At 69.1% G+C, this 18,870-nt stretch carries 17 protein-coding genes, 1 tRNA gene, 1 other RNA gene and 1 pseudogene; 5 read left to right on the top strand and 15 right to left on the bottom strand.

Going from position 1 to position 18,870, the window contains the following annotated elements; all coding sequences use genetic code 11:
* The first annotated feature begins 37 nt into the window (after positions 1–37).
* Positions 38–391 (top strand): hypothetical protein, encoded by a 354-nt coding sequence (locus ABFT43_RS14310; RefSeq protein WP_347961026.1) that lies wholly within the window; start codon positions 38–40, stop codon positions 389–391.
* 23 nt (positions 392–414) lie between these two features.
* Here the strand turns inward: ABFT43_RS14310 and ABFT43_RS14315 are convergent, their stop codons facing one another.
* The 7 genes and pseudogenes from ABFT43_RS14315 to ABFT43_RS14345 all read right to left on the bottom strand — a co-directional run bounded on the left by ABFT43_RS14315 (position 415) and on the right by ABFT43_RS14345 (position 4,697).
* Complete coding sequence (locus tag ABFT43_RS14315) at positions 415–1,146, bottom strand: uracil-DNA glycosylase (protein ID WP_347961027.1); 732 nt, start codon at positions 1,144–1,146, stop codon at positions 415–417.
* 19 nt (positions 1,147–1,165) lie between these two features.
* Positions 1,166–1,734: pseudogene (locus ABFT43_RS14320) on the bottom strand (uridine kinase family protein).
* A 9-nt stretch (positions 1,735–1,743) separates the two neighbouring features.
* Complete coding sequence (gene recR, locus ABFT43_RS14325) at positions 1,744–2,355, bottom strand: recombination mediator RecR (protein ID WP_347961028.1); 612 nt, start codon at positions 2,353–2,355, stop codon at positions 1,744–1,746.
* A gap of 60 nt (positions 2,356–2,415) precedes the next feature.
* Complete coding sequence (locus ABFT43_RS14330; protein WP_347961029.1) at positions 2,416–2,832, bottom strand: YbaB/EbfC family nucleoid-associated protein; 417 nt, start codon at positions 2,830–2,832, stop codon at positions 2,416–2,418.
* Entirely contained in the window at positions 2,810–3,139 is a 330-nt protein-coding gene (locus ABFT43_RS14335) for a hypothetical protein (RefSeq protein ID WP_347961030.1), read from the bottom strand. Before ABFT43_RS14335 ends, ABFT43_RS14330 begins: the two co-directional genes overlap by 23 nt.
* A gap of 132 nt (positions 3,140–3,271) precedes the next feature.
* Positions 3,272–4,171: a pseudouridine synthase gene (locus ABFT43_RS14340; RefSeq protein ID WP_347961240.1), complete on the bottom strand. Its 900-nt coding sequence runs from the start codon at positions 4,169–4,171 to the stop codon at positions 3,272–3,274.
* An 88-nt stretch (positions 4,172–4,259) separates the two neighbouring features.
* Positions 4,260–4,697, bottom strand: coding sequence for an SRPBCC family protein (locus ABFT43_RS14345; RefSeq protein WP_347961031.1), 438 nt, complete (start codon positions 4,695–4,697; stop codon positions 4,260–4,262).
* 81 nt (positions 4,698–4,778) lie between these two features.
* Between ABFT43_RS14345 and ABFT43_RS14350 the strand changes: the two genes are divergently transcribed.
* Positions 4,779–6,161: an FAD-binding oxidoreductase gene (locus ABFT43_RS14350; RefSeq protein WP_347961241.1), complete on the top strand. Its 1,383-nt coding sequence runs from the start codon at positions 4,779–4,781 to the stop codon at positions 6,159–6,161.
* On the top strand, positions 6,158–7,477 hold the full coding sequence (locus ABFT43_RS14355) for a class I SAM-dependent methyltransferase (RefSeq protein ID WP_347961032.1): 1,320 nt from the start codon (positions 6,158–6,160) through the stop codon (positions 7,475–7,477). The genes ABFT43_RS14350 and ABFT43_RS14355 overlap by 4 nt, the downstream gene beginning before the upstream one ends.
* Before the next feature lie 67 nt (positions 7,478–7,544).
* On the opposite strand, the gene ABFT43_RS14360 is transcribed toward ABFT43_RS14355, so the two are convergent.
* The 6 genes from ABFT43_RS14360 to ABFT43_RS14385 all read right to left on the bottom strand — a co-directional run bounded on the left by ABFT43_RS14360 (position 7,545) and on the right by ABFT43_RS14385 (position 14,553).
* A complete protein-coding gene (locus ABFT43_RS14360; RefSeq protein WP_347961033.1) occupies positions 7,545–8,372 on the bottom strand; it encodes a M15 family metallopeptidase in 828 nt (275 codons plus the stop codon).
* 50 nt (positions 8,373–8,422) lie between these two features.
* Positions 8,423–11,272, bottom strand: coding sequence for a DNA polymerase III subunit gamma and tau (locus ABFT43_RS14365; RefSeq protein WP_347961034.1), 2,850 nt, complete (start codon positions 11,270–11,272; stop codon positions 8,423–8,425).
* A gap of 43 nt (positions 11,273–11,315) precedes the next feature.
* Positions 11,316–12,767, bottom strand: coding sequence for a glycosyltransferase 87 family protein (locus ABFT43_RS14370; RefSeq protein ID WP_347961035.1), 1,452 nt, complete (start codon positions 12,765–12,767; stop codon positions 11,316–11,318).
* A 109-nt stretch (positions 12,768–12,876) separates the two neighbouring features.
* Positions 12,877–14,151, bottom strand: coding sequence for an aminotransferase class I/II-fold pyridoxal phosphate-dependent enzyme (locus ABFT43_RS14375; RefSeq protein ID WP_347961036.1), 1,275 nt, complete (start codon positions 14,149–14,151; stop codon positions 12,877–12,879).
* 75 nt (positions 14,152–14,226) lie between these two features.
* Positions 14,227–14,321, bottom strand: an RNA gene (gene ffs / locus ABFT43_RS14380) — signal recognition particle sRNA small type.
* A gap of 143 nt (positions 14,322–14,464) precedes the next feature.
* Positions 14,465–14,553 (bottom strand) — tRNA-Ser (locus tag ABFT43_RS14385).
* An 80-nt stretch (positions 14,554–14,633) separates the two neighbouring features.
* Here ABFT43_RS14385 and ABFT43_RS14390 point away from each other — a divergent pair.
* Positions 14,634–15,482, top strand: coding sequence for an NmrA/HSCARG family protein (locus tag ABFT43_RS14390; protein WP_347961037.1), 849 nt, complete (start codon positions 14,634–14,636; stop codon positions 15,480–15,482).
* 115 nt (positions 15,483–15,597) lie between these two features.
* A complete protein-coding gene (locus ABFT43_RS14395) occupies positions 15,598–16,554 on the top strand; it encodes a calcium/sodium antiporter (RefSeq protein ID WP_347961038.1) in 957 nt (318 codons plus the stop codon).
* A gap of 25 nt (positions 16,555–16,579) precedes the next feature.
* Here ABFT43_RS14395 and ABFT43_RS14400 read toward each other — a convergent pair whose 3' ends face one another.
* Entirely contained in the window at positions 16,580–17,662 is a 1,083-nt protein-coding gene (locus tag ABFT43_RS14400) for a DNA polymerase domain-containing protein (RefSeq protein ID WP_347961039.1), read from the bottom strand.
* Positions 17,663–17,668: 6 nt separating this feature from the next.
* Complete coding sequence (locus ABFT43_RS14405; RefSeq protein WP_347961040.1) at positions 17,669–18,718, bottom strand: ATP-dependent DNA ligase; 1,050 nt, start codon at positions 18,716–18,718, stop codon at positions 17,669–17,671.
* Between the last annotated feature and the right edge of the window lie 152 nt (positions 18,719–18,870).

Genomic DNA, 18,870 nt, shown 5'->3' on the forward strand with positions numbered 1-18,870 from the left:
GCTGAATCAGCCACGCACGCACCGATCGTCGGGCAGGATGAGCACGACTCACACGTCGGAGTTGCGGAGGTGCACCGTGACCGGGAACAAGATGCTGCACGTGGTCCAGCACGCCATTCTCACCTGTGAGAACGGCGTCTGGACGGGACGTTACGGCGGCGAGGACTGGTCGGTCACGGCCGACTCCCACGAGGAGGTCCTCGAGCGGATGGTCGGGACCCTTCGGCGGCTCGGAGACGACGACGAACACCGGTGGCGCATTGTCGCGCTGGCCGAGGCGGTCGCCGCCGGCGAACGTACCGAGGAGGGTTTCGAGGCCCGGTTCATCGATCGCGCAAGCTATGAGGCGCGGATCATCGAGGCCATGGAGTCCCAGTTCGACGAGGAATGAGAATTCCCGCGCCATAGCGGAATTCACTCGCCTTCGACGTCGATCCCCGCAGACCGCGCGGCGCTCCGCAGCACGTCGACGAGCATCTCGACGGTCAGTCGGCCGGTGTAGGTGTTGTGCTGGCTGACGTGATAGCAACCGAACACCTCGAGGGTCGTGGTGTCACGGACCAGCGTCGTCGATACCCCGTGCCCGAACCTCGGCGCGGGCCTGGGCACCGTCCACCCCAGTTCCGCGAACGTGCGAAGCGTTGACTGCCAACCGAATTGGCCGAGTGTGAGCACGGCGCGGACGGTGGGGGCGAGCAGCCCGAGTTCGGCATGCAACCACCGGGCGCAGCGGTCACGCTCCTCGACGGTCGGCTTGTTCTGCGGCGGGGCGCAGTGCACGGGAGCCGTGATCCGGGTGTCGAAGAGTTCCAGGCCGTCGTCGCGCGACACCGAATGCGGCTGGTTGACCAGTCCCACGGAATACATTGCCGCGAAAAGGAAATCGCCGCTCTGATCGCCGGTGAACATACGACCGGTGCGATTTCCGCCGTGCGCCGCGGGCGCCAGGCCGACGATCAGCAGCTTCGCGTCCGACGGCCCGATGCCGGGGACCGGGCGGCCCCAGTACTCCTCGTCGGCGAAGGCGCGTCGCTTCTCCCGCGCCACCTGTTCGCGCCATGCCACCAGGCGCGGGCAGGCACGGCAGTCGATCAGGTGAGCGTCGAGCTCGGCCAGATCGCGGTAGCGGCGCCTTCGGGTGGGCATGACCCGACCCTAACCATTCTCACGGCCGGTCCAGTACCACGCACCGCTCACGCGTACGGTCCACGGCAAACCAGCCGCGTTCGAACTCCTGCCACTCCCGCAGGTGGACCCGGGCCCCTCGCCGTCCCGCGCGACGGCGCGTTCGAGGCGTTCCTCGGCGGTACCCCCGTCGAGCCACAGCGCATGGGTCAGTCGTTCGGCAACGCGCCGACGAGCGGACGAGACCCCTTCGATGATCAGCAGCGGCTGCCACTGCACCCACTTCGCGGGCCCCGGCGTCGCGACGCCGTCGTGCCACACCCGTGGGCGGTACCGGAAGTCGCGGCGCCGGACGAACGAGTGCAGGACGTCGGCCTCGAGTTCGGGCCACCAGGCCACCGGGTTGTCCCAGGTCGCGAAGTCGTCGGTCCGTACCAGCGTCACCCCTACCCCGCGGGCGCGCAGCCGATCGACGAGCAGGTCGGCGACGGTCGACTTACCGGCGCCCGACGGTCCGTCGACGGCGACGATCCCGGCGTCGAGCTGATCGGCGAGGTCCTCCACGCGGGCCACGACGGCCGCGTCGATCGCCGGTGGCGAGGCGGTCATCAGTGCGGGTCAGGCGAGAATCCGCCGGCCCGACAGTGCCCGGCCGAGGGTCAGTTCGTCGGCGAACTCGAGGTCGCCGCCCATCGGCAGGCCCGACGCCAGCCGCGTCACGGACAGTCCGGGGAAATCCTTGAGCATGCGTTGCAGGTAGGTCGCGGTGGCCTCGCCCTCGGTGTTGGGGTCGGTCGCCACGATGACCTCGGTGACGTCGACACCGTCGGCCTGGTTGCCGAGCCGGCGCAGCAGTTCGCGGATGCGCAGCTGGTCGGGTCCGATCCCCGACAACGGGTCGAGGGCTCCGCCGAGCACGTGGTAGCGACCCTTGAACTCCTTGGTCCGCTCGATCGCGTGCACGTCCTTGGGTTCCTCGACGACGCAGATCTTGGTGGCGTCGCGACGGGGATCGGAGCAGATGCGGCACAGCCGGTTGGCCGCCACGTTGCCGCACTCGGCGCAGAAGATGACGTCGTCACGGACCCGGCCGAGTGCCGCGATCAGCCGGTCGATCTCCGACTTCTCCCCGGCCAGGAGGTGGAACGCGATCCGCTGCGCGCCCTTGGGACCGAGACCCGGCTGCTTGGCCAGTTCGTCGATCAGATCCTGGATCGGTCCTTCATACATCGCGTGCCCGGGTTTTCGTGTCGAGAGTCGGCGGGAGGGGTGAGGGGCGCGGTGCGGCGGTCAGCCGCCGAGCCCGGGGATGCCGCCGCCGAGACCACCGGCGAGCGGGCCCATCTTCTCGCTCGCGAGCTGCTCGCGCTTCTTCGACAGGTCGTCGAGCGCGCCGAGCAGCAGATCCTGCAGGGTCTCCACGTCGTCGGGGTCGACGATCTTCGGGTCGATGGACACCGAGGTCACCTCGCCGGTGCCGTTGCCGGTCACCGTGACCAGGCCGTTACCCGCGCTTCCGACGATCTCGGCGTTCGCGATCTCGTCCTGTGCGGCGAGCAGCTTCTCCTGCATCTGCTGTGCCTGGGCGAGCAGACCTGCCATCGGGTTCTCGCCGCCCTGGCCGTCGCCGAACAATGCGCTGGGATCGAAAGGTTGCGTCACGGTGTCCAGGGTAGCCCGCGGGTCACCGCAGCAATCGGTCGACATGCGCGGCGATGTCGTCGACCGTCGCGTCGTCGACCGGACTGATCTCGAAGGACAGCACGTCGTCGCCGAACAGCCGGCCCGCCCGCGGGGTCAGGGAGAACTCGAACCGGGCGTCGGTCCGGCGCCACTCGACGATCCCGCCGTAGACGGGCGCGCTCGCGCCGGTGGTCACGCAGTACTCGCCGGCCCGCGGCCCACCGGTCAGGTCTCGCTGGATCTGGAAACACGCCATCGACTCGTCGTCGATGAACACGACTGCCTCGCACCCCAGGTCTGGGTGCCGTTCGTACGACGCGCGGATGGTCACGAGGGCCAGCGTAGATGCTCACCGCTCCCCCGTCCGACCCGCCGAGACCAGCCCTCGCAAGACCCCCGGTCCCGGACCCGACGTCGAGCCGGCGTCGGCGGGATCGCCGGAGGCCGCGTCGAGGGACTGTCCTCAGGGCGCCACCGGGCGCCGACTCACGAACCTGCGCTCCGTCCCGTCGATCGGGTCGGTGAACTCCAGGACGTGGGCGACTAGCCGCAGCGGGGCCGAGAAGTCCCCGCGGTCGGGTCGTTCGGCGAGCTCGGGGCGGACCTCGGGATACAGCGGGTCACCGACGATCGGCACCCCCAGTGACGCCATGTGCAGCCGCAACTGATGCGTGCGGCCGGTGTGCGGGACGAGGCGGTACACCCCACCGTGGTCGGTGACGTCGAGAAGCGTGATCTCGCTGATCGCGTTCACCGGGCCGTCGACGACGCGGGCGCGCAGGTCACCGGAGGTCTTCTCGATGCGGTCGGACACGGTCACCGTCTCGCGCAGCCGCTCGTCCACGGGTGCGAGCGCGCGGTACTCCTTGCGCGCGCGCCGCGACGCGAACAGGTCCTGGTAGGCGGCACGTACCTCGGGGCGCAGGGTGAACAGGAGCACGCCCGCGGTGAGCCGGTCGAGCCGGTGCGCGGGCGAGATGGTGTCGCTGCCGAGTTCGCGCCGCAACCGCACCAGCGCGGTCTGGGTGACGTGCCTGCCCCGCGGCATCGTGGACAGGAAGTGCGGCTTGTCGACCACGACGATGTTGTCGTCGCGGTACAGGATCGGCACGTCGAACGGGATCGGCACCTCCTCGGGCAGGTCCCGGTAGAGATAGATCGACGTGTTGACCCGCGACGGCGCGTCGAGGTCGACCGGCCGGCCCGCGGCGTCGACGACCTCGCCCGCCGCGGCACGCGCGTGCAGGTCGTCGGGGGTGAGGCCGGCGAGAGCCGGGGAGGCGAGCAACGCCTCGCCGACGGTGGTGTCCGGACCGGCCCGCAGCACCACGCGCGTGGAATCCACACCGTCGCGGATGGGCAGCGGCGACGGTCGTGCCCGGCCGCGCTTGCGCCGGATCGGGGTCACGGTCGGCGGAACGTCGGGAGCGCTGTCGGCGGAACCGCGCCGATCAGCGCTCCAGCTGCTTCTTCAGGTTGCCGAGCAGTTCGGCCTGGATCCGGTTGAGGCCCTTGGGTGCGAAGGTCTTCTCGAAGAAGCCGCCGATGCCGCCGGCGCCGTTCCAGGTGGTGGTGGTCGTCACCTTCGAGCCGCTGCCCGACCTCGCGACCGTGTAGGTGGTGACCATCGAGGAGTTCGCATCGCGCTCGGTGACGGTGTCCGGGGTCACGCTGACGGTCGCCCGGACGTCGCGCTGACGCCTGGAGGTGGCCTGCAGGATCCAGTGCACGACGGTGCCGTCGCCCTTGCCGCCGCTGATGACCTCGTAGTCGCGGTACTGGGCCGGGAGGATCGCCGGACGGACCTCGGTGTAGTCGGCGAGGGCGCCGATCACGGCGTCGGGAGCGGCCGCGATGTCGATCGATTGCGATGCGGATACCTGACCCACGTTTGCACACTCCTCGGGACCGAACGATTGGCGGGCGAACTGAACACGTCCTAGGCTAGCCGGGTGAGCTCTGGGCTGGAGATGGGGGGAGAGGCATTTGACCAGGGGGTGTCCACCCTGCTGGCCAGCTACCGTGCCATTCCTCCACACGCGACAGTGCGCCTTGCGAAGAAGACGTCCAATCTCTTCCGCAAACGCGCAGCCAATCCACATCCCGGACTGGACGTCTCCGGGCTCGATCGGGTGATCTCGGTCGATCTCGACACCCGCACCGCAGACGTGGCGGGGATGTGCACCTACGAGAACCTCGTGGCGGCGACCCTTCCATATGGTCTGGCACCTCTGGTGGTCCCGCAACTCAAGACCATCACGCTCGGCGGCGCGGTCACCGGACTCGGCATCGAGAGCACCTCGTTCCGCTCGGGGCTCCCGCACGAGTCGGTGCTGGAGATCGACATCCTGACCGGTGACGGCGAGATCATCACGGCCACACCGACGAACGAATACTCCGACCTGTTCTACGGGTTCCCGAACTCGTACGGCACGCTCGGCTACTCGGTGCGCCTGAAGATCGAGCTCGAACCGGTGAAACCCTATGTGGCGCTGCGTCATGTGCGGTTCGGCTCGATCGCCGAGCTGCAGGCGACGATGGACCGGATCATCGCCGACAGGTCCTACGACGGCGAACGCGTGGACTACCTCGACGGTGTGGTCTTCTCCGCCGGCGAGTCCTACCTGACCCTCGGCCGGCAGACCGACGAACAGGGACCGGTCAGCGACTACACCGGGATGGACATCTATTACCGGTCAATCCAGTCGAAGAAGACCGACCGCCTCACCATCCACGACTACCTGTGGCGCTGGGACACCGACTGGTTCTGGTGTTCACGTGCGTTCGGCGCGCAGAACCCGAGGATCCGACGGTTCTGGCCGAAGAGGTACCTGCGCAGCAGCTTCTACTGGAAGCTCGTCGCGCTCGATCACCGCTACAACATCGGCGACCTGCTGAACAAGCGCAAGGGGCTTCCTCCGAACGAGCGCGTGGTACAGGACATCGAGGTGCCCATCGAACGCACCACCGAGTACGTCGAATGGTTCCTGGAGAACATCCCGATCGAACCGATATGGCTGTGCCCGTTGCGTCTTCGCGAACCGGCGCTGCCCGGGAGCGATCCGGTGCGCCCCTGGCCCCTCTATCCCCTGGAGCCCCGCCGCACCTACGTCAACGTCGGGTTCTGGTCGGCCGTGCCGGTCACCCCGGGCAAACCCGGCCACACGAACCGGCTGATCGAACGCAAGGTCGCCGAACTCGACGGCCACAAGTCGCTGTACTCCGAGAGTTTCTACGAGCCGGAAGAGTTCGACGAACTCTACGGTGGTGAGAGTTATCGGCTCCTGAAGAAGCGGTACGACCCCCGCGGCCGCCTTCTGGACCTCTACGCGAAAGCGGTGAAAAGCCAATGACGACATTCAAGGACGCACCGGCGAGTACGGACTCGCACCCGGGCAAGATGACGCTCGCCGAGATCTTCGAGACCCTGCTCGGCGGCAACCTGTCGATCCGCATCACGGCATACGACGGCAGCGCCGCCGGCCCGGTGGACGCCCGGTACGGCCTCAACCTGAAGACGCCGCGTGGCACGACGTACCTGGTGACCGCCCCCGGCGATCTCGGTCTCGCACGCGCCTACATCGCAGGCGACCTCGAACTCGTCGGCGCCCACCCCGGCGATCCCTACCCCGCGCTGAAGGCGCTCGCCGAAGATCTCTCCTTCCACCGCCCGTCGCCGCTACAGCTCGCGCAGATCGCCCGTTCGCTCGGCATCGAGCACTTCAAGCCGATCGCCCCGCCGCCGCAGGAGGCCGTGCCGCGCTGGCGTCGCTTTGCGGAGGGCCTGCGCCACAGCAAGTCCCGCGACGCCGAGGTGATCCACTACCACTACGACGTCTCAAACCGGTTCTACGAGTGGGTGCTCGGCCCGTCGATGACCTACACGTGTGCGGTGTACCCGGATCACGACGCGACCCTGGAGACCGCGCAGGAGAACAAGTACCGACTGATCTTCGAGAAGCTGCGCCTCGAGCCGGGCGACCGTCTCCTCGACATCGGTTGCGGCTGGGGCGGAATGGTCCGCTATGCCGCCAAGCGCGGCGTGAAGGCCCTCGGCGCGACGCTGTCCGCCGAGCAGGCCGAGTGGGCGCAGAAGGCCATCGTGGACGAGGGTCTCTCGGACCTCGCCGAGGTGCGCCACAGCGATTACCGCGACATCACCGAGTCCGGTTTCGACGCGGTCTCGTCGATCGGCCTCACCGAGCACATCGGCGTCAGCAACTACCCGGCCTACTTCGGCTTCATGCGCGACAAGCTGCGTCCGGGTGGCATGCTGTTGAACCACTGCATCACCCGACCCGACAACGCCACCCGTGCCAAGGCCGGATCGTTCATCGACCGCTACGTGTTCCCCGACGGGGAGCTCACCGGATCGGGCAAGATCATCTCGAAGCTGCAGGACATCGGCGGCATGGAGGTCATCCACGAGGAGAACTTCCGCGAGCACTACGCGATGACCCTGCGCGACTGGAACGCCAACCTGGTCGAGCACTGGGACGAGGCCGTGGAAGAGGTCGGCGAGGGCACCGCACGCCTGTGGGGCCTGTACATGGCGGGATGCCGGATCGGCTTCAACCGCAACATCGTGCAGTTGCACCACGTGCTGGCCACCAAGCTGGACGACCGTGGCGGCCACCAGGTTCCGCTGCGTCCGTGGTGGAACGCCTGACGTTCCCGACAGCAAACGCCGACGCCCCGCCAGTCGATTCCGGCGGGGCGTCGGCGTTCGGTCTCTCTCAGGTGAGCGGCACGTCGATGATCGGACGACGCACGGCTGCGCCCGGTCCGTCGAAGTGCCACCACTCCCCCGCGTAGACCCTCAGCCCGCCTGCGGCCATCGCCTGCCGCAGGCGCGCTCGTGCGGCCTGGGCGGCGGCGGACACACCTTCTGTCGCATAGGCGGTGGCGTTCGGGGTGAACGAGTCGAAGTCGGTGCCCATGTCGACGCGGCACAGCTGGGCCGCTCTTCGGGGCGCGGGACAGTTCGGGTTCCGGACGGCGAGCGTGACATCGACCGACCGTCCCGACTCGTGACTCGTCGAGTACGGACCGGGCCGCGCGACCCATGCGGGGTCGGGAACCTTCTCGAACATCTTCTGCTGCACCGAGTGCGGCCGGTAGCAGTCCCAGAACACCAGGATCTCGCCCCGCTGCCGGAGTTGCTGCGCCGCGGTGCGGAGTCCGGGGGCCAGTGACTCGTGGACCAGGCACCGGGCGTTCGCCGGATACAGGCGTACGCCGACGAAGTTGTTCGTCGTCGCGTAGCGCAGGTCCAGGGCCGCGTCCGGCACGACGGTGCGCACGTCGACGAGGCCGACCGCCCGGGCCCGTGCGTCGACCGCCGTCGGGGGCGCGAGCGTGGACGACGGCCCGCCGCGCCCCGAACCGGCGTGTGACGGTCCGGTTGACGACGGTCCGGTTGACGACGGTCCGGTGGTCGAGGCCGCACCCGGTGTCGCCGGCGTGGCCCCGGGACTGGCCTCGGCACAGGCTGCAGCGGCCGTCAGCGACATCGCGGCCGCAATGACCACGGTCAGCATCACGCGCCGGGAGGATGTCGTCATCGGGTCCTCGTCCCTTTCAGCGCCACATCGAGATGTCGGCGGTCGGGTCGTCACTCGATCGGGCGTGCCCCGAGCTCGGTCTTCAGCAGTTCGAGGGCAACCTGGTCGGGGTCGAGACGCTGGTCGGGCGCGGCCGTCCGGGCCTCGGCGACCATCTCGGCACGTTCGTCCTCCGGGATGTCCTCATCGGCGCGGGGCGGTTCGGGCTCGGGTTCCGGCTCGGGCGGCGGCTCGGGGGCCGGTGCCTCGGGCGCACTCTGGCCCCGGCCGCGGCTCGGGCGCGAGAACGACGGCTTCGGCTTCGACTGCTGTCGCGCCGCCGCGGGTGCACCGCCCCGGCCACCGGTGGGTGCGGACGCGCCGGGAGGCTGATGCACGGTACGGACGTCGAGCGGGACACCGAAGACCTCGGCGAGCGACTCCCGGATGATCGCCACCGCGTGCGGAGCGGAGAGCCGTCCGACGAGGACCTCGACCGGGTGGGCGAGCACGACCGTGTCGCCCTCGAGGGCGACGATGACCGCCGCCGACAGCATCGGTTCGAGGCTCTTCGAGCGCTGCCGAACCGCGGCCCGGATGTCCTGGTATCGCTTGCGTACCGCCTCGACGTCGAGGCCACCCGACGGCGCCGGCTCCGGCTCGGGTTCCGGCGCGGGCGCGGGCTCCGGCCGACGCGACCGGGCCGGCATCGCATCCGGCGGCGGGACCGAGTACTCGTCGACCGGCTCGTCCGGCAGCGGGATGTCGTCGAGGTCGGACGCGGGCGCGGCCGGTTCGGCGACGGTCTCGGGTGCCGGGGCACGGGGCACTTCCGGGGCACGAGCCGGTTCCGGGGCACGCCCGGGTTCGACCCGACGGCTGCGTGGGGGTTCCGGAGCGGTGACGGGCTCGGCTGCCCGTGCCGGCTCGGGCGCTGTCGGCAGCTCGGGCGCTGTCGGCGCCTCGGGCACCGTCGGCGTCGCCGGCTCGGTGGCCGGCGGCACCGGCTCGTCGAACAACGGCGCCGTCAGATCCTCGACGACCGGCTCCGGCGCGTCGGGAACCGGCCGGGGTTCGGCCCCCTGTCGGTCCACCGGTTCGCGGGCGGCCTCGGTGTCGTCCCGCTCCGCGGGGGTTTCGATGTCGATCAGCGCCGGCGTGTCCTCGGAGTCGATGTCGGCGAGCGACTCGGCGTCGATCGCCCCGGCGTCGATCGCCCCGGCACCGATCGCGTCTGCGCCGATCTCGGCGGTGTCGACCTCCGCGGCGGCCTCGAGTTCGACGTCGGGATCGAGCAGACCGGGCTGCTCGACGGCCAGTTCCTCGAGCATCTCCTCGTCGTCGGCCGGGGTATCGACGGCAGCTGTCGCGACGCCATCCACGTGATCGCGCGTTGCCGAGTCCGCAACCGCGGTCGGAGCGGCCTCCTGCGCAACAGGTTCGACCGCAGCCGGTTGCGGTCGAGTCGGTTCCGGCTCGGCCGGCGCGGGACGGGGCGGCTCGGGCGCGGTCGGTTCCGGAGGCGTCGGCCGGGTGGCCGCAGGCCGTGCGACCGCGGTCGGCTCTGCCGACCCAGTGACCCGGGTCGGCTCTGCCGGCGCGGTGGCCCGAACCTGTTCCGCCACATCGGCTTCCGCGGCCTCGGCGGCGGCGCGGCGGGCCGCTTCGGCGGCCTTGGCCTCCTCCATCGCCTTGCGCTGCGACGGCCGGATGTACTTCGGTTCCGGTTCGGGCTCAGCGGGTTTCGGCGGGACCGGGATCGACGTCGAACCGATGCCGGCTTCCAGGCGTTCGAGACGCTGCAGCAACGCGGCATCGTCGGAGGACACCTCGGGCAGCAGCATCCGCGCGCACATCACCTCGAGCAGCAACCGCGGCGAGGTCGTGCCGCGCATCTCACCCAGGGCGTCGTGCACGATCTCGGCGAACCGTGTCAGCGATGCGGGACCCAGCCTGGAGATCTGCGCCTGCATCCGCGCCAGCTGATCGCCGGGCGCCTCGACCAGACCGCGGTCGGCGGCGTCGGGAACGGCCTGCAGCAGGATGAGGTCACGCAGACGCTCGAGCAGGTCGACGGCGAAGCGGCGCGGATCGTGACCCGCGTCGACGACCTTCTCGACCGCGCCGAACAGCGCCGCCCCGTCGGCCTCGGCGAGTGCCTCCACCGCCGTGTCGATGAGCGCGATGTCGGTGACGCCGAGCAGCGCGAGGGCTCGCTCGTAGGCGACGCCCTCGTCGTCGGCGCCGGCCAGGAGCTGATCGAGGATCGACAGCGAGTCACGCGGCGAACCGCCGCCGGCCCTGATGACCAGCGGGTACACCTCGGGCGCGACCCGCACGCCCTCCTTTTCGCAGATCTTCTCCAGCAGGCCGCGCATGACGGGCGGCGCGAGCAGGCGGAACGGGTAGTGGTGCGTGCGGGACCGGATCGTGGGCAGCACCTTCTCCGGTTCGGTGGTCGCGAACACGAAGATCAGGTGCTCGGGTGGCTCCTCGACGATCTTCAGCAACGCGTTGAAGCCCGCGTTGGTGACCATGTGGGCCTCGTCGACGATGAACACGCGGTAGCGCGACTCGGCGGGTGCGTAGAACGCGCGATCGCGGAGTTCGCGGGTGTCGTCCACACCACCGTGGCTGGCGGCGTCGAGTTCGATGACGTCGAGGTTGCCGGGACCGCCCGGGGCCAGCGCGATGCACGAGGCGCACTTGCCGCAGGGACGGGAGGTGGGGCCTTCGACACAATTCAACGACCGCGCCAGGATTCGCGCCGACGACGTCTTGCCGCAACCGCGCGGACCCGAGAACAGGTAGGCGTGATTGATGCGCCCCGAGTCGAGGGCACGGCTCAACGGTTCGGTGACGTGCTCCTGCCCCACGACGTCGGCGAAGGTAGCCGGGCGATAGGTGCGATACAGAGCCACGCGTCGAGAGTACCGGCGAGCGGTGACATCCGAAGACCCCGCCTCACACTGCGGGCGAGGCCCCTGTGTCCGGGTTGTCGGCCATCGGCTCACCGTCCGTTCCGACCAGGTCATCGCCCCGCTCGACGGTCCGCTCGGCGCCCGGTGCCACCGGTCCGGGACCGCCCTCCGACGATGCCGACGCCGTCGGTTCGCCGGGCAGTCCGCCGTCGGCGATCACCGCCGCCGCGACACCCGGCGCGATGACCGGGGCGGCCGGATGCGGCGGCACCGCGCGACGGTCCGCGGCCCGGAGCGCGACGACCGTGGCGAGCAGGATGCCGAGGTAGCACCACAGGTACGGGCTGACGGTGAACCAGTTCATCCAGGTGACCCGGGTCTTCACGTACAGGCCGGTGTAGTACCCGTCGGGCACCAGCGCGGGCACGTGCGTGGGCCAGGCGAAGACGAGCAGGAACAGCGCGACGGCGCCGACCGCGGCCAGTCCGCGCCGCGCCTGGTCGAGCCGGAGGTCGAGGGCGAGGTGGACGCCGATGACGATGATCGGGACGAACCACACCCAGTGGTGGCCCCACGACATCGGCGACACCATGCAGGCGGTCATGCCGATGATGCTCAGCGCCAGTAGTTCCTGTCCCCGTCGATGCGCGTAGGTCGCCACCGCGAACCCGGCGACGAGGGTTGCGAGGGCCAGCGCCCCGTAGAGCAGGGTCGGCGGATGGTCGGTGTCGAGGTGGTTGGCCAGCATCCCGCGCAGCGACTGGTTGCCGCGCAACTGCGCCGAGCCGACCCGCTCGGACTCGAACAGCTTGTCGGTCCAGTACGCCCACGAGTCCCGCGGCAGCACGACGAAACCGACGAGCACGGTCAGCGCGAACCCGCCCACCACGCCGGTGAACGCGCGCCAGTTCCGTTGCACCGCGTAGTAACCGGCGAAGATCAGCGGGGTCAGCTTGATGCCCGCGGCGATGCCCGCGCCGATGCCCTTGGTCTTCGAGGAGTCGGGCCTCGTGAGGTCGGCCAGGATCAGCAGCATCAGGAAGACGTTGATCTGGCCGTACCAGATGGTCGTGCGGACCGGTTCGAGCAGCATCGCCACCGCGACGAGCGACATCCCGATGACCCGCAACGGCCAGGTGACGGGCCGGCCCAGGTTGCGGAAGCCGAGCATGACGACCGCGTACAACGCCGCGACGATGCCGATCGTCCACAGCCAACGGGCGACGTCGAAGGAGATCAGCGCCAGCGGCGTGAACAGCAACGCGGAGAACGGCGAGTACGTGTAGTCGAGGTCGCCGATCATCTTCACGTCGTAGAGGTTCGCGCCCTCGGTGACCGCCTGCGCACCCTGCCGGTAGACGGCGAGGTCGATCTGATTGTTCATCAGGCCCCAGAACTGGGCTCCCCAGGGCACGACGACATCCTGAAGGGCCAGAGCGATGACCCCGACGATGGCGAACCCGGATGCGAGAAGAACCGGCCTGGGCAGATTCACGATTTACAAGAGTGGCATACGAGACCGTGCATACCGATGCACTCGCCCTGGAATGAGAGCAATCTAACGCCACCTCGGCGTTTCACCGCGGCGTGTCGCATGGCGCGGCTCAGGAATGCTGTGCGAGGAGGGTCTCGGCAGAGGCGAGCAACACGCAGGTCGACACGCCGTCCATCGCGGCCCGCAGGTCCTCGGTGTTCGGGAAGGTCGGCGCCAGACGGATGTTCCGGTCGTGCGGATCGGTCTTGTAGGGGAACGCCGAACCGGCCGCGGTCAGCGCGATCCCGGCCTCCTTGGCCAGTTCGATGGTGCGGCGGGCCGCGCCGTCGACGACGTCGAGGCTGATGAAGTAGCCGCCCTCGGGCTCCGACCACGAGGCGACCTTCGACTCGGCCAGTCGCTTCTCGAGGATGTCGAGCACGATCTTGAACTTGGGTGCGATGATCTCGCGGTGCCGGGCCATGTGGGCGCGCACACCGTCGGCGTCCTTGAAGAACCGCAGGTGACGCAGCTGGTTGACCTTGTCCGGGCCGATGGTCTTGAGGCCGAGGTACTTGGTGAACCAGGCGACGTTCTTCGGCGACGAGCCGAAGAACGACACCCCGCCACCGGCGAAGGTGATCTTCGACGTCGAGCCGAGCACGTACGCCCGGTTCGGGTGGCCGGCCTGCGCCGCCATCTCCAGGACGGGTAGCGGCGTGGGCGGGGCGTCGACCAGGGTGTGCACCGCGTAGGCGTTGTCCCAGTAGATGCGGAAGTCGGGTGCCGCGGGCATCTCCAGCAGGCCGCGGGTGACCTCCTCGGAGAAGGTGACGCCGGTCGGGTTGGAGTAGGTCGGGACGGCCCACATGCCCTTGATCGCGGGATCGTTCGCGGTCAGCTCGGCGCACACGCGGACGTCGGGGCCGTCCGGCAGCATCGGGACCGGGATCATCTCGATGCCGAAGCTCTCGGTGATCGCGAAGTGGCGGTCGTAGCCGGGAACCGGGCAGAGGAACTTGATCTTCTGACGACCCCACGGCTCGTCGGAGTCGGGAGTGCCGTGCAGCAGCCCGAAGACGGTGAGGTCGTGCATCAGCTCGAGGCTGGAGTTGCCCGCGGCGATGAGGTTCTCCGGGTCGACGGCGAGCAGTTCACCGAAGATCGCGCGCAGCTCCGGCAGGCCCTTGACGCCGCCGTAGTTGCGGGTGTCGGTGCCGGCACCGTCGCGGTAGTCCTCGCCGGGCAGGGAGAGCAGCGCGTTCGACAGGTCGAGTTGCTCGGGGGCCGGCTTGCCGCGGGTGAGGTCGAGTTTCAATCCGAGGGCCTTGAGCGCCTCGTAACGCTTCTTCAGGTCCGCCTGGGTGTCGCGAAGTTGGTCGGCACTCATCGAGTGGAAATTCAACGTAGGACCTTTCGCGGCACGACGCCGAATGCGGGGGTTCCGACGCCGCAGACCAGAGAAATGTGAATCTGGGAGATTAGGGGACCCCGCGCACCCGAGAGAGCCCGTTGACCCTTGCTGCCTTCCGGCCCTGGGGGAGTTCACAGGATGCACGCCGCGCGGGATCCGTCGTCCAGTGTAGCGAGGGTCCGGAGTTCGTCGACACCGACCCTCCACGAACGCGATGACCTGCGACAACGACTCGCCGGAGGCTCGTCGGACCGCGGCGACGACGAAGGCCCGCGGCGATCTTGCGATCACCGCGGGCCTCTCGTGGCGGAGGATAGGGGATTCGAACCCCTGAGGGCTGTTAACCCAACCCGCGTTCCAGGCGAGCGCCATAGGCCACTAGGCGAATCCTCCAACGCTGGCGATGATAGCGGCCGGATGTCCGCTCGCCCAAACCGCTTGCGAGCGACATCACCCGCACTAGGGTCTTTGCCATGTCCGATTCCTCTCCTGTCGTCGTGATCGGAGCGACCGGCGGACAGGGCGGCGCGGTGGTCGACGCGCTGCTCGACGCCGGTGTCGCGGTGCGGGCGGTGGTCCGTGATCCGGTGTCGTCGAAGGCCGCCGCCCTGGCACAGCGGGGCGCCGGACTCGCGGTCGGCGACATCGTCAGCGGAGTGGGACTCACGGACGCCTTCGTCGGGGCGACGGGGGTGTTCGCGCTCACGACACCGTCCCCAGGCGGGGCGTCCGCGGAGATCGCGCAGGGGAAGGCGCTGATCGAGGCGGCCACCGCGGCATCGGTCCCCTATCTCGTGTTCTCCTCCGCGGCCTCGGCCGACCAGGCCACCGGCGTACCGCATTTCGACTCCAAGTTCGAGGTCGAGAAGCTGCTGGCGGCGACCGACCTGCGGTACACGATCGTCGCGCCGTCGTACTTCTACGACAACCTGCTGGCCGATTCCGACGCGCTGGCCGCGGGGGTGATGCCGATCGCGATGCCGACGGACAAACCACTGCAGCAACTCTCGCGCCGAGACCTCGGACGATTCGTCGCGGGGCTGTTCGCTGCCCCCGACGCCCACGTCGGCGAACGGATCGAGATTGCTTCCGACCAACCGACCCCGGCCGAGATGGCACAGGTGATCGGCGAGGTGCTGGGCACCCGGGTGAGCGCGGAATCCTATGACCCCGAGCGCATCCCGGACCCCGGCCGGAGCAAGATGTTCACGTTCCTCTCCGCACGCGGCAACGAGATCGACATCCCGGCGCTGCACGCCCGCTTTCCCGACGTCGGCTGGCAGTCGTTCGCCGCCTGGGCCACCCGGGCGTTGCCCAGGTGACCCGGCGCCGTCCCGGGCACGGCTCGCACGGCACGGCGGATGGCGCGCCGATGGCCCATGATCGTCGGATGACGCACGCGCATCGTCCTTCTCCCCCGACAGCCGGGACACACGCATGCTCGTAGACGTCGGACTGATCCTCGCGGGCCTCACCGGACTCGTCCTCGGCGCGGAGTTCCTCGTCCGCGGCGGGTCCGCGGTCGCCACCCGGCTCGGGGTGTCCCCCCTGCTCGTGGGCCTCACCATCGTGTCGATCGGTACGAGCATGCCGGAGCTCGCAGTCGGCCTCGACGCGACGCTCAACGACGCCGGACCGCTCGCGGTCGGCAACATCGCCGGCACCAACATCGTCAACATCCTGCTGATCCTTGGCCTCTCCTCGGCCATGGTGCCGCTGGCCCTGGCGAAGCAGACCCTGCGGCTCGACCTGCCCACCATGTCGATCAGCGCGGTCCTGATGCTCGTCCTGTGTCTCAACGGTTCGCTCGGCCGGATCGACGGCGTGATCCTCCTGCTCCTCGGGATCGGCTACACGGTCGCGGCGATCCGCTGGGAACTCCGCGAACGGGCCACGCCCGTGGAGGCGGAGATCGCCGAGGAGCTGCCCGCGAAGGGCGGTCCGCTGTGGCTGCGTGCCCTCGAGCTCTTCGGCGGCATGGTCGCGGTGGTGGTCGCGGCCGACTGGCTGGTCGACGGGTCGGTGTCGATCGCGACCGACCTCGGGGTGAGCGAGGCGTTCATCGGCCTGACCATCGTCGCGATCGGCACGTCGGCGCCCGAACTGGTCACCACCGTGATGTCGACGATCCGCGGCGACCGCGACCTCGCGATCGGCAACCTGATCGGCTCCAGCGTCTACAACATCGTGTTCATCCTGGGCGTGACCGCACTGGTGAAGCCCGTCGAGGTGACCGACGATCTGATCCGCGTCGACATCCCGCTGATGACCGCGGTGGCCGTGCTCTGTATCCCGGTGTTCCTCTCCGGACGCCGGGTGTCGAGGCCGGAGGGGATCGGGTTCGTGGCGTTGTACGTGGTCTACCTGGGGGTTCTGCTGGCCTTCCGGACGTAGCCGCGGGTGATGCCGCCGCGCGGGCTCAGTCCTCGATCCGGTTGCCCTTCTCGTCCCAGTGCGCGGCGACCTTCTTCGACGGCTGCACCCGCGGCGGCTCGCCCGGCATCTTCGGGTAGCTCGGCGGATAGGGCATGTCCCCCAGCCCGTTCGCGTCGTCGCGCTGCACCATCTCGAGGAGCTTCTCGATGCCGCGCCGGTGGTCGGCGATGTCGGCCCACGGATCGCCACGGTCGGCGAGCATCTTCGGGACCGTGGCCATGGTGCAGTCGTCCGGGTGGACGTCGGCGAGTTCGGCCCACGTCACCGGCGTGGACACCCGGCCGGTCGGGCTGCGCCGCACCGAGTACGGCGCGGCCATCGTGCGGTCGCGGGCGTTCTGGTTGAAATCGATGAAGATGCGTTCTCCGCGTTCCTCTTTCCACCACGAGGTGGTCACGCTGTCGGGATCGCGGCGCTCGAGTTCACGGGCGATCGCGATGACACAGCGGCGGGTGGCGATGAAGTCCCACTGCGGATCGATGGGTACGTAGACATGGATGCCCCTACCGCCCGAGGTCTTCACGAAACCCGAGTAGCCGAGTTCGTCGAGCAGCGGCTTCAACCCTTCGATCGCGACCCGTCGCACGTCGTCGAACGTGGTGCCCGGTTGCGGATCGAGGTCGATGCGCAGCTGGTCGGGATGATCATTGTCGGGATGAAGCGTCGGCCAGGTGTGGAACGTGACGGTGCCGAGGTTGGCCGCCCACACCAGGTCCGCGGGGACGGTCGGCCGCATCGCATCGCCGGTGCGCTTGGAGGGGAACACGATCGGTGTCGACTGCACGTGATCGGGTCGCTTCTTCGCGATGTGCTTCTGGTAGATCTCCTCGCCCTCGACACCGTCGGGGAAGCGCTGCAGGAACGTCGGCCGGTCGCGCGTCGCGCGCATCAGTGGCCCCTCGCCGCTGCCGTCGACGCCTAGTGCCATCGTCCGGTAGTAGCCGACGAGATCCCTTTTACGCCCGCCGGCGTCGCCGAGTTCGGGGAAGTAGATCTTGTCCGGGTTGCTCAGGCGTACGGCGATCCCGTCGACGTCGAGCTCCTCTGCGGGAGAGCGCGATGGCATGGTGTCTTACCCTTCGAGGACGTCGTGCAGGTCGTAGGTGAGCGGGACCTCGAGCTGGTCGTATCCACAGCTGCGCGGATCGCGGTCGGGACGCCAGCGCAGGAACTTCACCGTGTGCCGGAAGCGTTGGTTCTCCATCTGGTCGTAGGCGAATTCGGCGACGAGTTCGGGGCGGATGGGAATCCACTCGCCGGACTTCTCCGACCGCCAGCGGGTCGGTTCACCCGGTGAGGCCTTCTCGGGATCGAGCCGCATCGGCTCGAACATCTTCTGCAGTTCGATGCGCTTGGCGTCGGAGAACGCGCCGGCACCGCCGACCATCCGCAGTTCGCCGTCGTCGCCGTAGAGGCCGAGGAGCATCGAGCCGAGCCCGGTGCCGGACTTGTGGATTCGGTAACCAATGATCACGCAGTCGGCAGTGCGCTTGTGCTTGACCTTGAGCATCTCGCGCTTGTTCTCGACATACGGGGTGTCGAGCCGCTTGGCGACCACACCGTCGAGTCCGGCGCCCTCGAAGGCGGAGAACCAGTCCTCGGCGACCACCGGGTCGGTGGTCACACGACTGACGTGGATGCGCCGGTCCCGGCCGCCGGGGCCGACCGCGCGCAGCAGCGTCGCGCGGCGCACGTCGAAGGGTTCGTCCTTGACCGAGGTGGAATCCAGTGCGAGCGCGTCGAACCCGATGAAGATCGCCGGTGTTCTCTCGGCCAGCATGTTCACCCGCGACTCGGCCGGATGGATGCGCTGCGCGAGCGAGTCCCAGTCGAGCCGGTGCGTGCCGCCGATGAGGGCGGGCACGCCGATCTCGCCGTCGAGCACGACCTTGGCGGGCAACTCGGCCCTGGCGGCCTCCACGATCTCCGGGAAGTACCGCGCCAGATCCTTGCCTCCGCGGGAGCCGATGGCCACCTCGTCGCCATCGCGGAAGATCAGCGCGCGGAAACCGTCCCATTTGGGCTCATAGGACCAGAGGGTCTCGCCGTCGGGTTGATGCGGCACGGCGGTGACCGCCTTCGCCAGCATCGGGGCGACGGGTGGCATCACCGGTAGATCCATGGATTCACTGTTCCTCACATCTCGTGGCGGGCGCAACGATTCGCCGATCCTGGCGGGTCGTGGCGTGATCCGACGTCATCGCCGGGGACAGACCGGCGGCACGGCCGGTTCTCATCGTCACGGAGGCCGCTGCGCCCGACCCGGTAACCTCG

The sequence above is a fragment of the Gordonia aurantiaca genome, from assembly GCF_039939235.1.
GTDB lineage: Bacteria > Actinomycetota > Actinomycetes > Mycobacteriales > Mycobacteriaceae > Gordonia.

What these genes read in the sequence shown, in the direction of transcription:
- ABFT43_RS14310 (WP_347961026.1), top strand. Translation starts at nt 38, where the DNA reads ATGAGCACGACTCACACGTCGGAGTTGCGGAGGTGCACCGTGACCGGG.
- ABFT43_RS14315 (WP_347961027.1), bottom strand. Translation starts at nt 1,146, where the DNA reads ATGCCCACCCGAAGGCGCCGCTACCGCGATCTGGCCGAGCTCGACGCT.
- recR (WP_347961028.1), bottom strand. Translation starts at nt 2,355, where the DNA reads ATGTATGAAGGACCGATCCAGGATCTGATCGACGAACTGGCCAAGCAG.
- ABFT43_RS14330 (WP_347961029.1), bottom strand. Translation starts at nt 2,832, where the DNA reads ATGTCGACCGATTGCTGCGGTGACCCGCGGGCTACCCTGGACACCGTG.
- ABFT43_RS14350 (WP_347961241.1), top strand. Translation starts at nt 4,779, where the DNA reads ATGGGGGGAGAGGCATTTGACCAGGGGGTGTCCACCCTGCTGGCCAGC.
- ABFT43_RS14355 (WP_347961032.1), top strand. Translation starts at nt 6,158, where the DNA reads ATGACGACATTCAAGGACGCACCGGCGAGTACGGACTCGCACCCGGGC.
- ABFT43_RS14360 (WP_347961033.1), bottom strand. Translation starts at nt 8,372, where the DNA reads ATGACGACATCCTCCCGGCGCGTGATGCTGACCGTGGTCATTGCGGCC.
- ABFT43_RS14390 (WP_347961037.1), top strand. Translation starts at nt 14,634, where the DNA reads ATGTCCGATTCCTCTCCTGTCGTCGTGATCGGAGCGACCGGCGGACAG.
- ABFT43_RS14395 (WP_347961038.1), top strand. Translation starts at nt 15,598, where the DNA reads ATGCTCGTAGACGTCGGACTGATCCTCGCGGGCCTCACCGGACTCGTC.
- ABFT43_RS14400 (WP_347961039.1), bottom strand. Translation starts at nt 17,662, where the DNA reads ATGCCATCGCGCTCTCCCGCAGAGGAGCTCGACGTCGACGGGATCGCC.
- ABFT43_RS14405 (WP_347961040.1), bottom strand. Translation starts at nt 18,718, where the DNA reads ATGGATCTACCGGTGATGCCACCCGTCGCCCCGATGCTGGCGAAGGCG.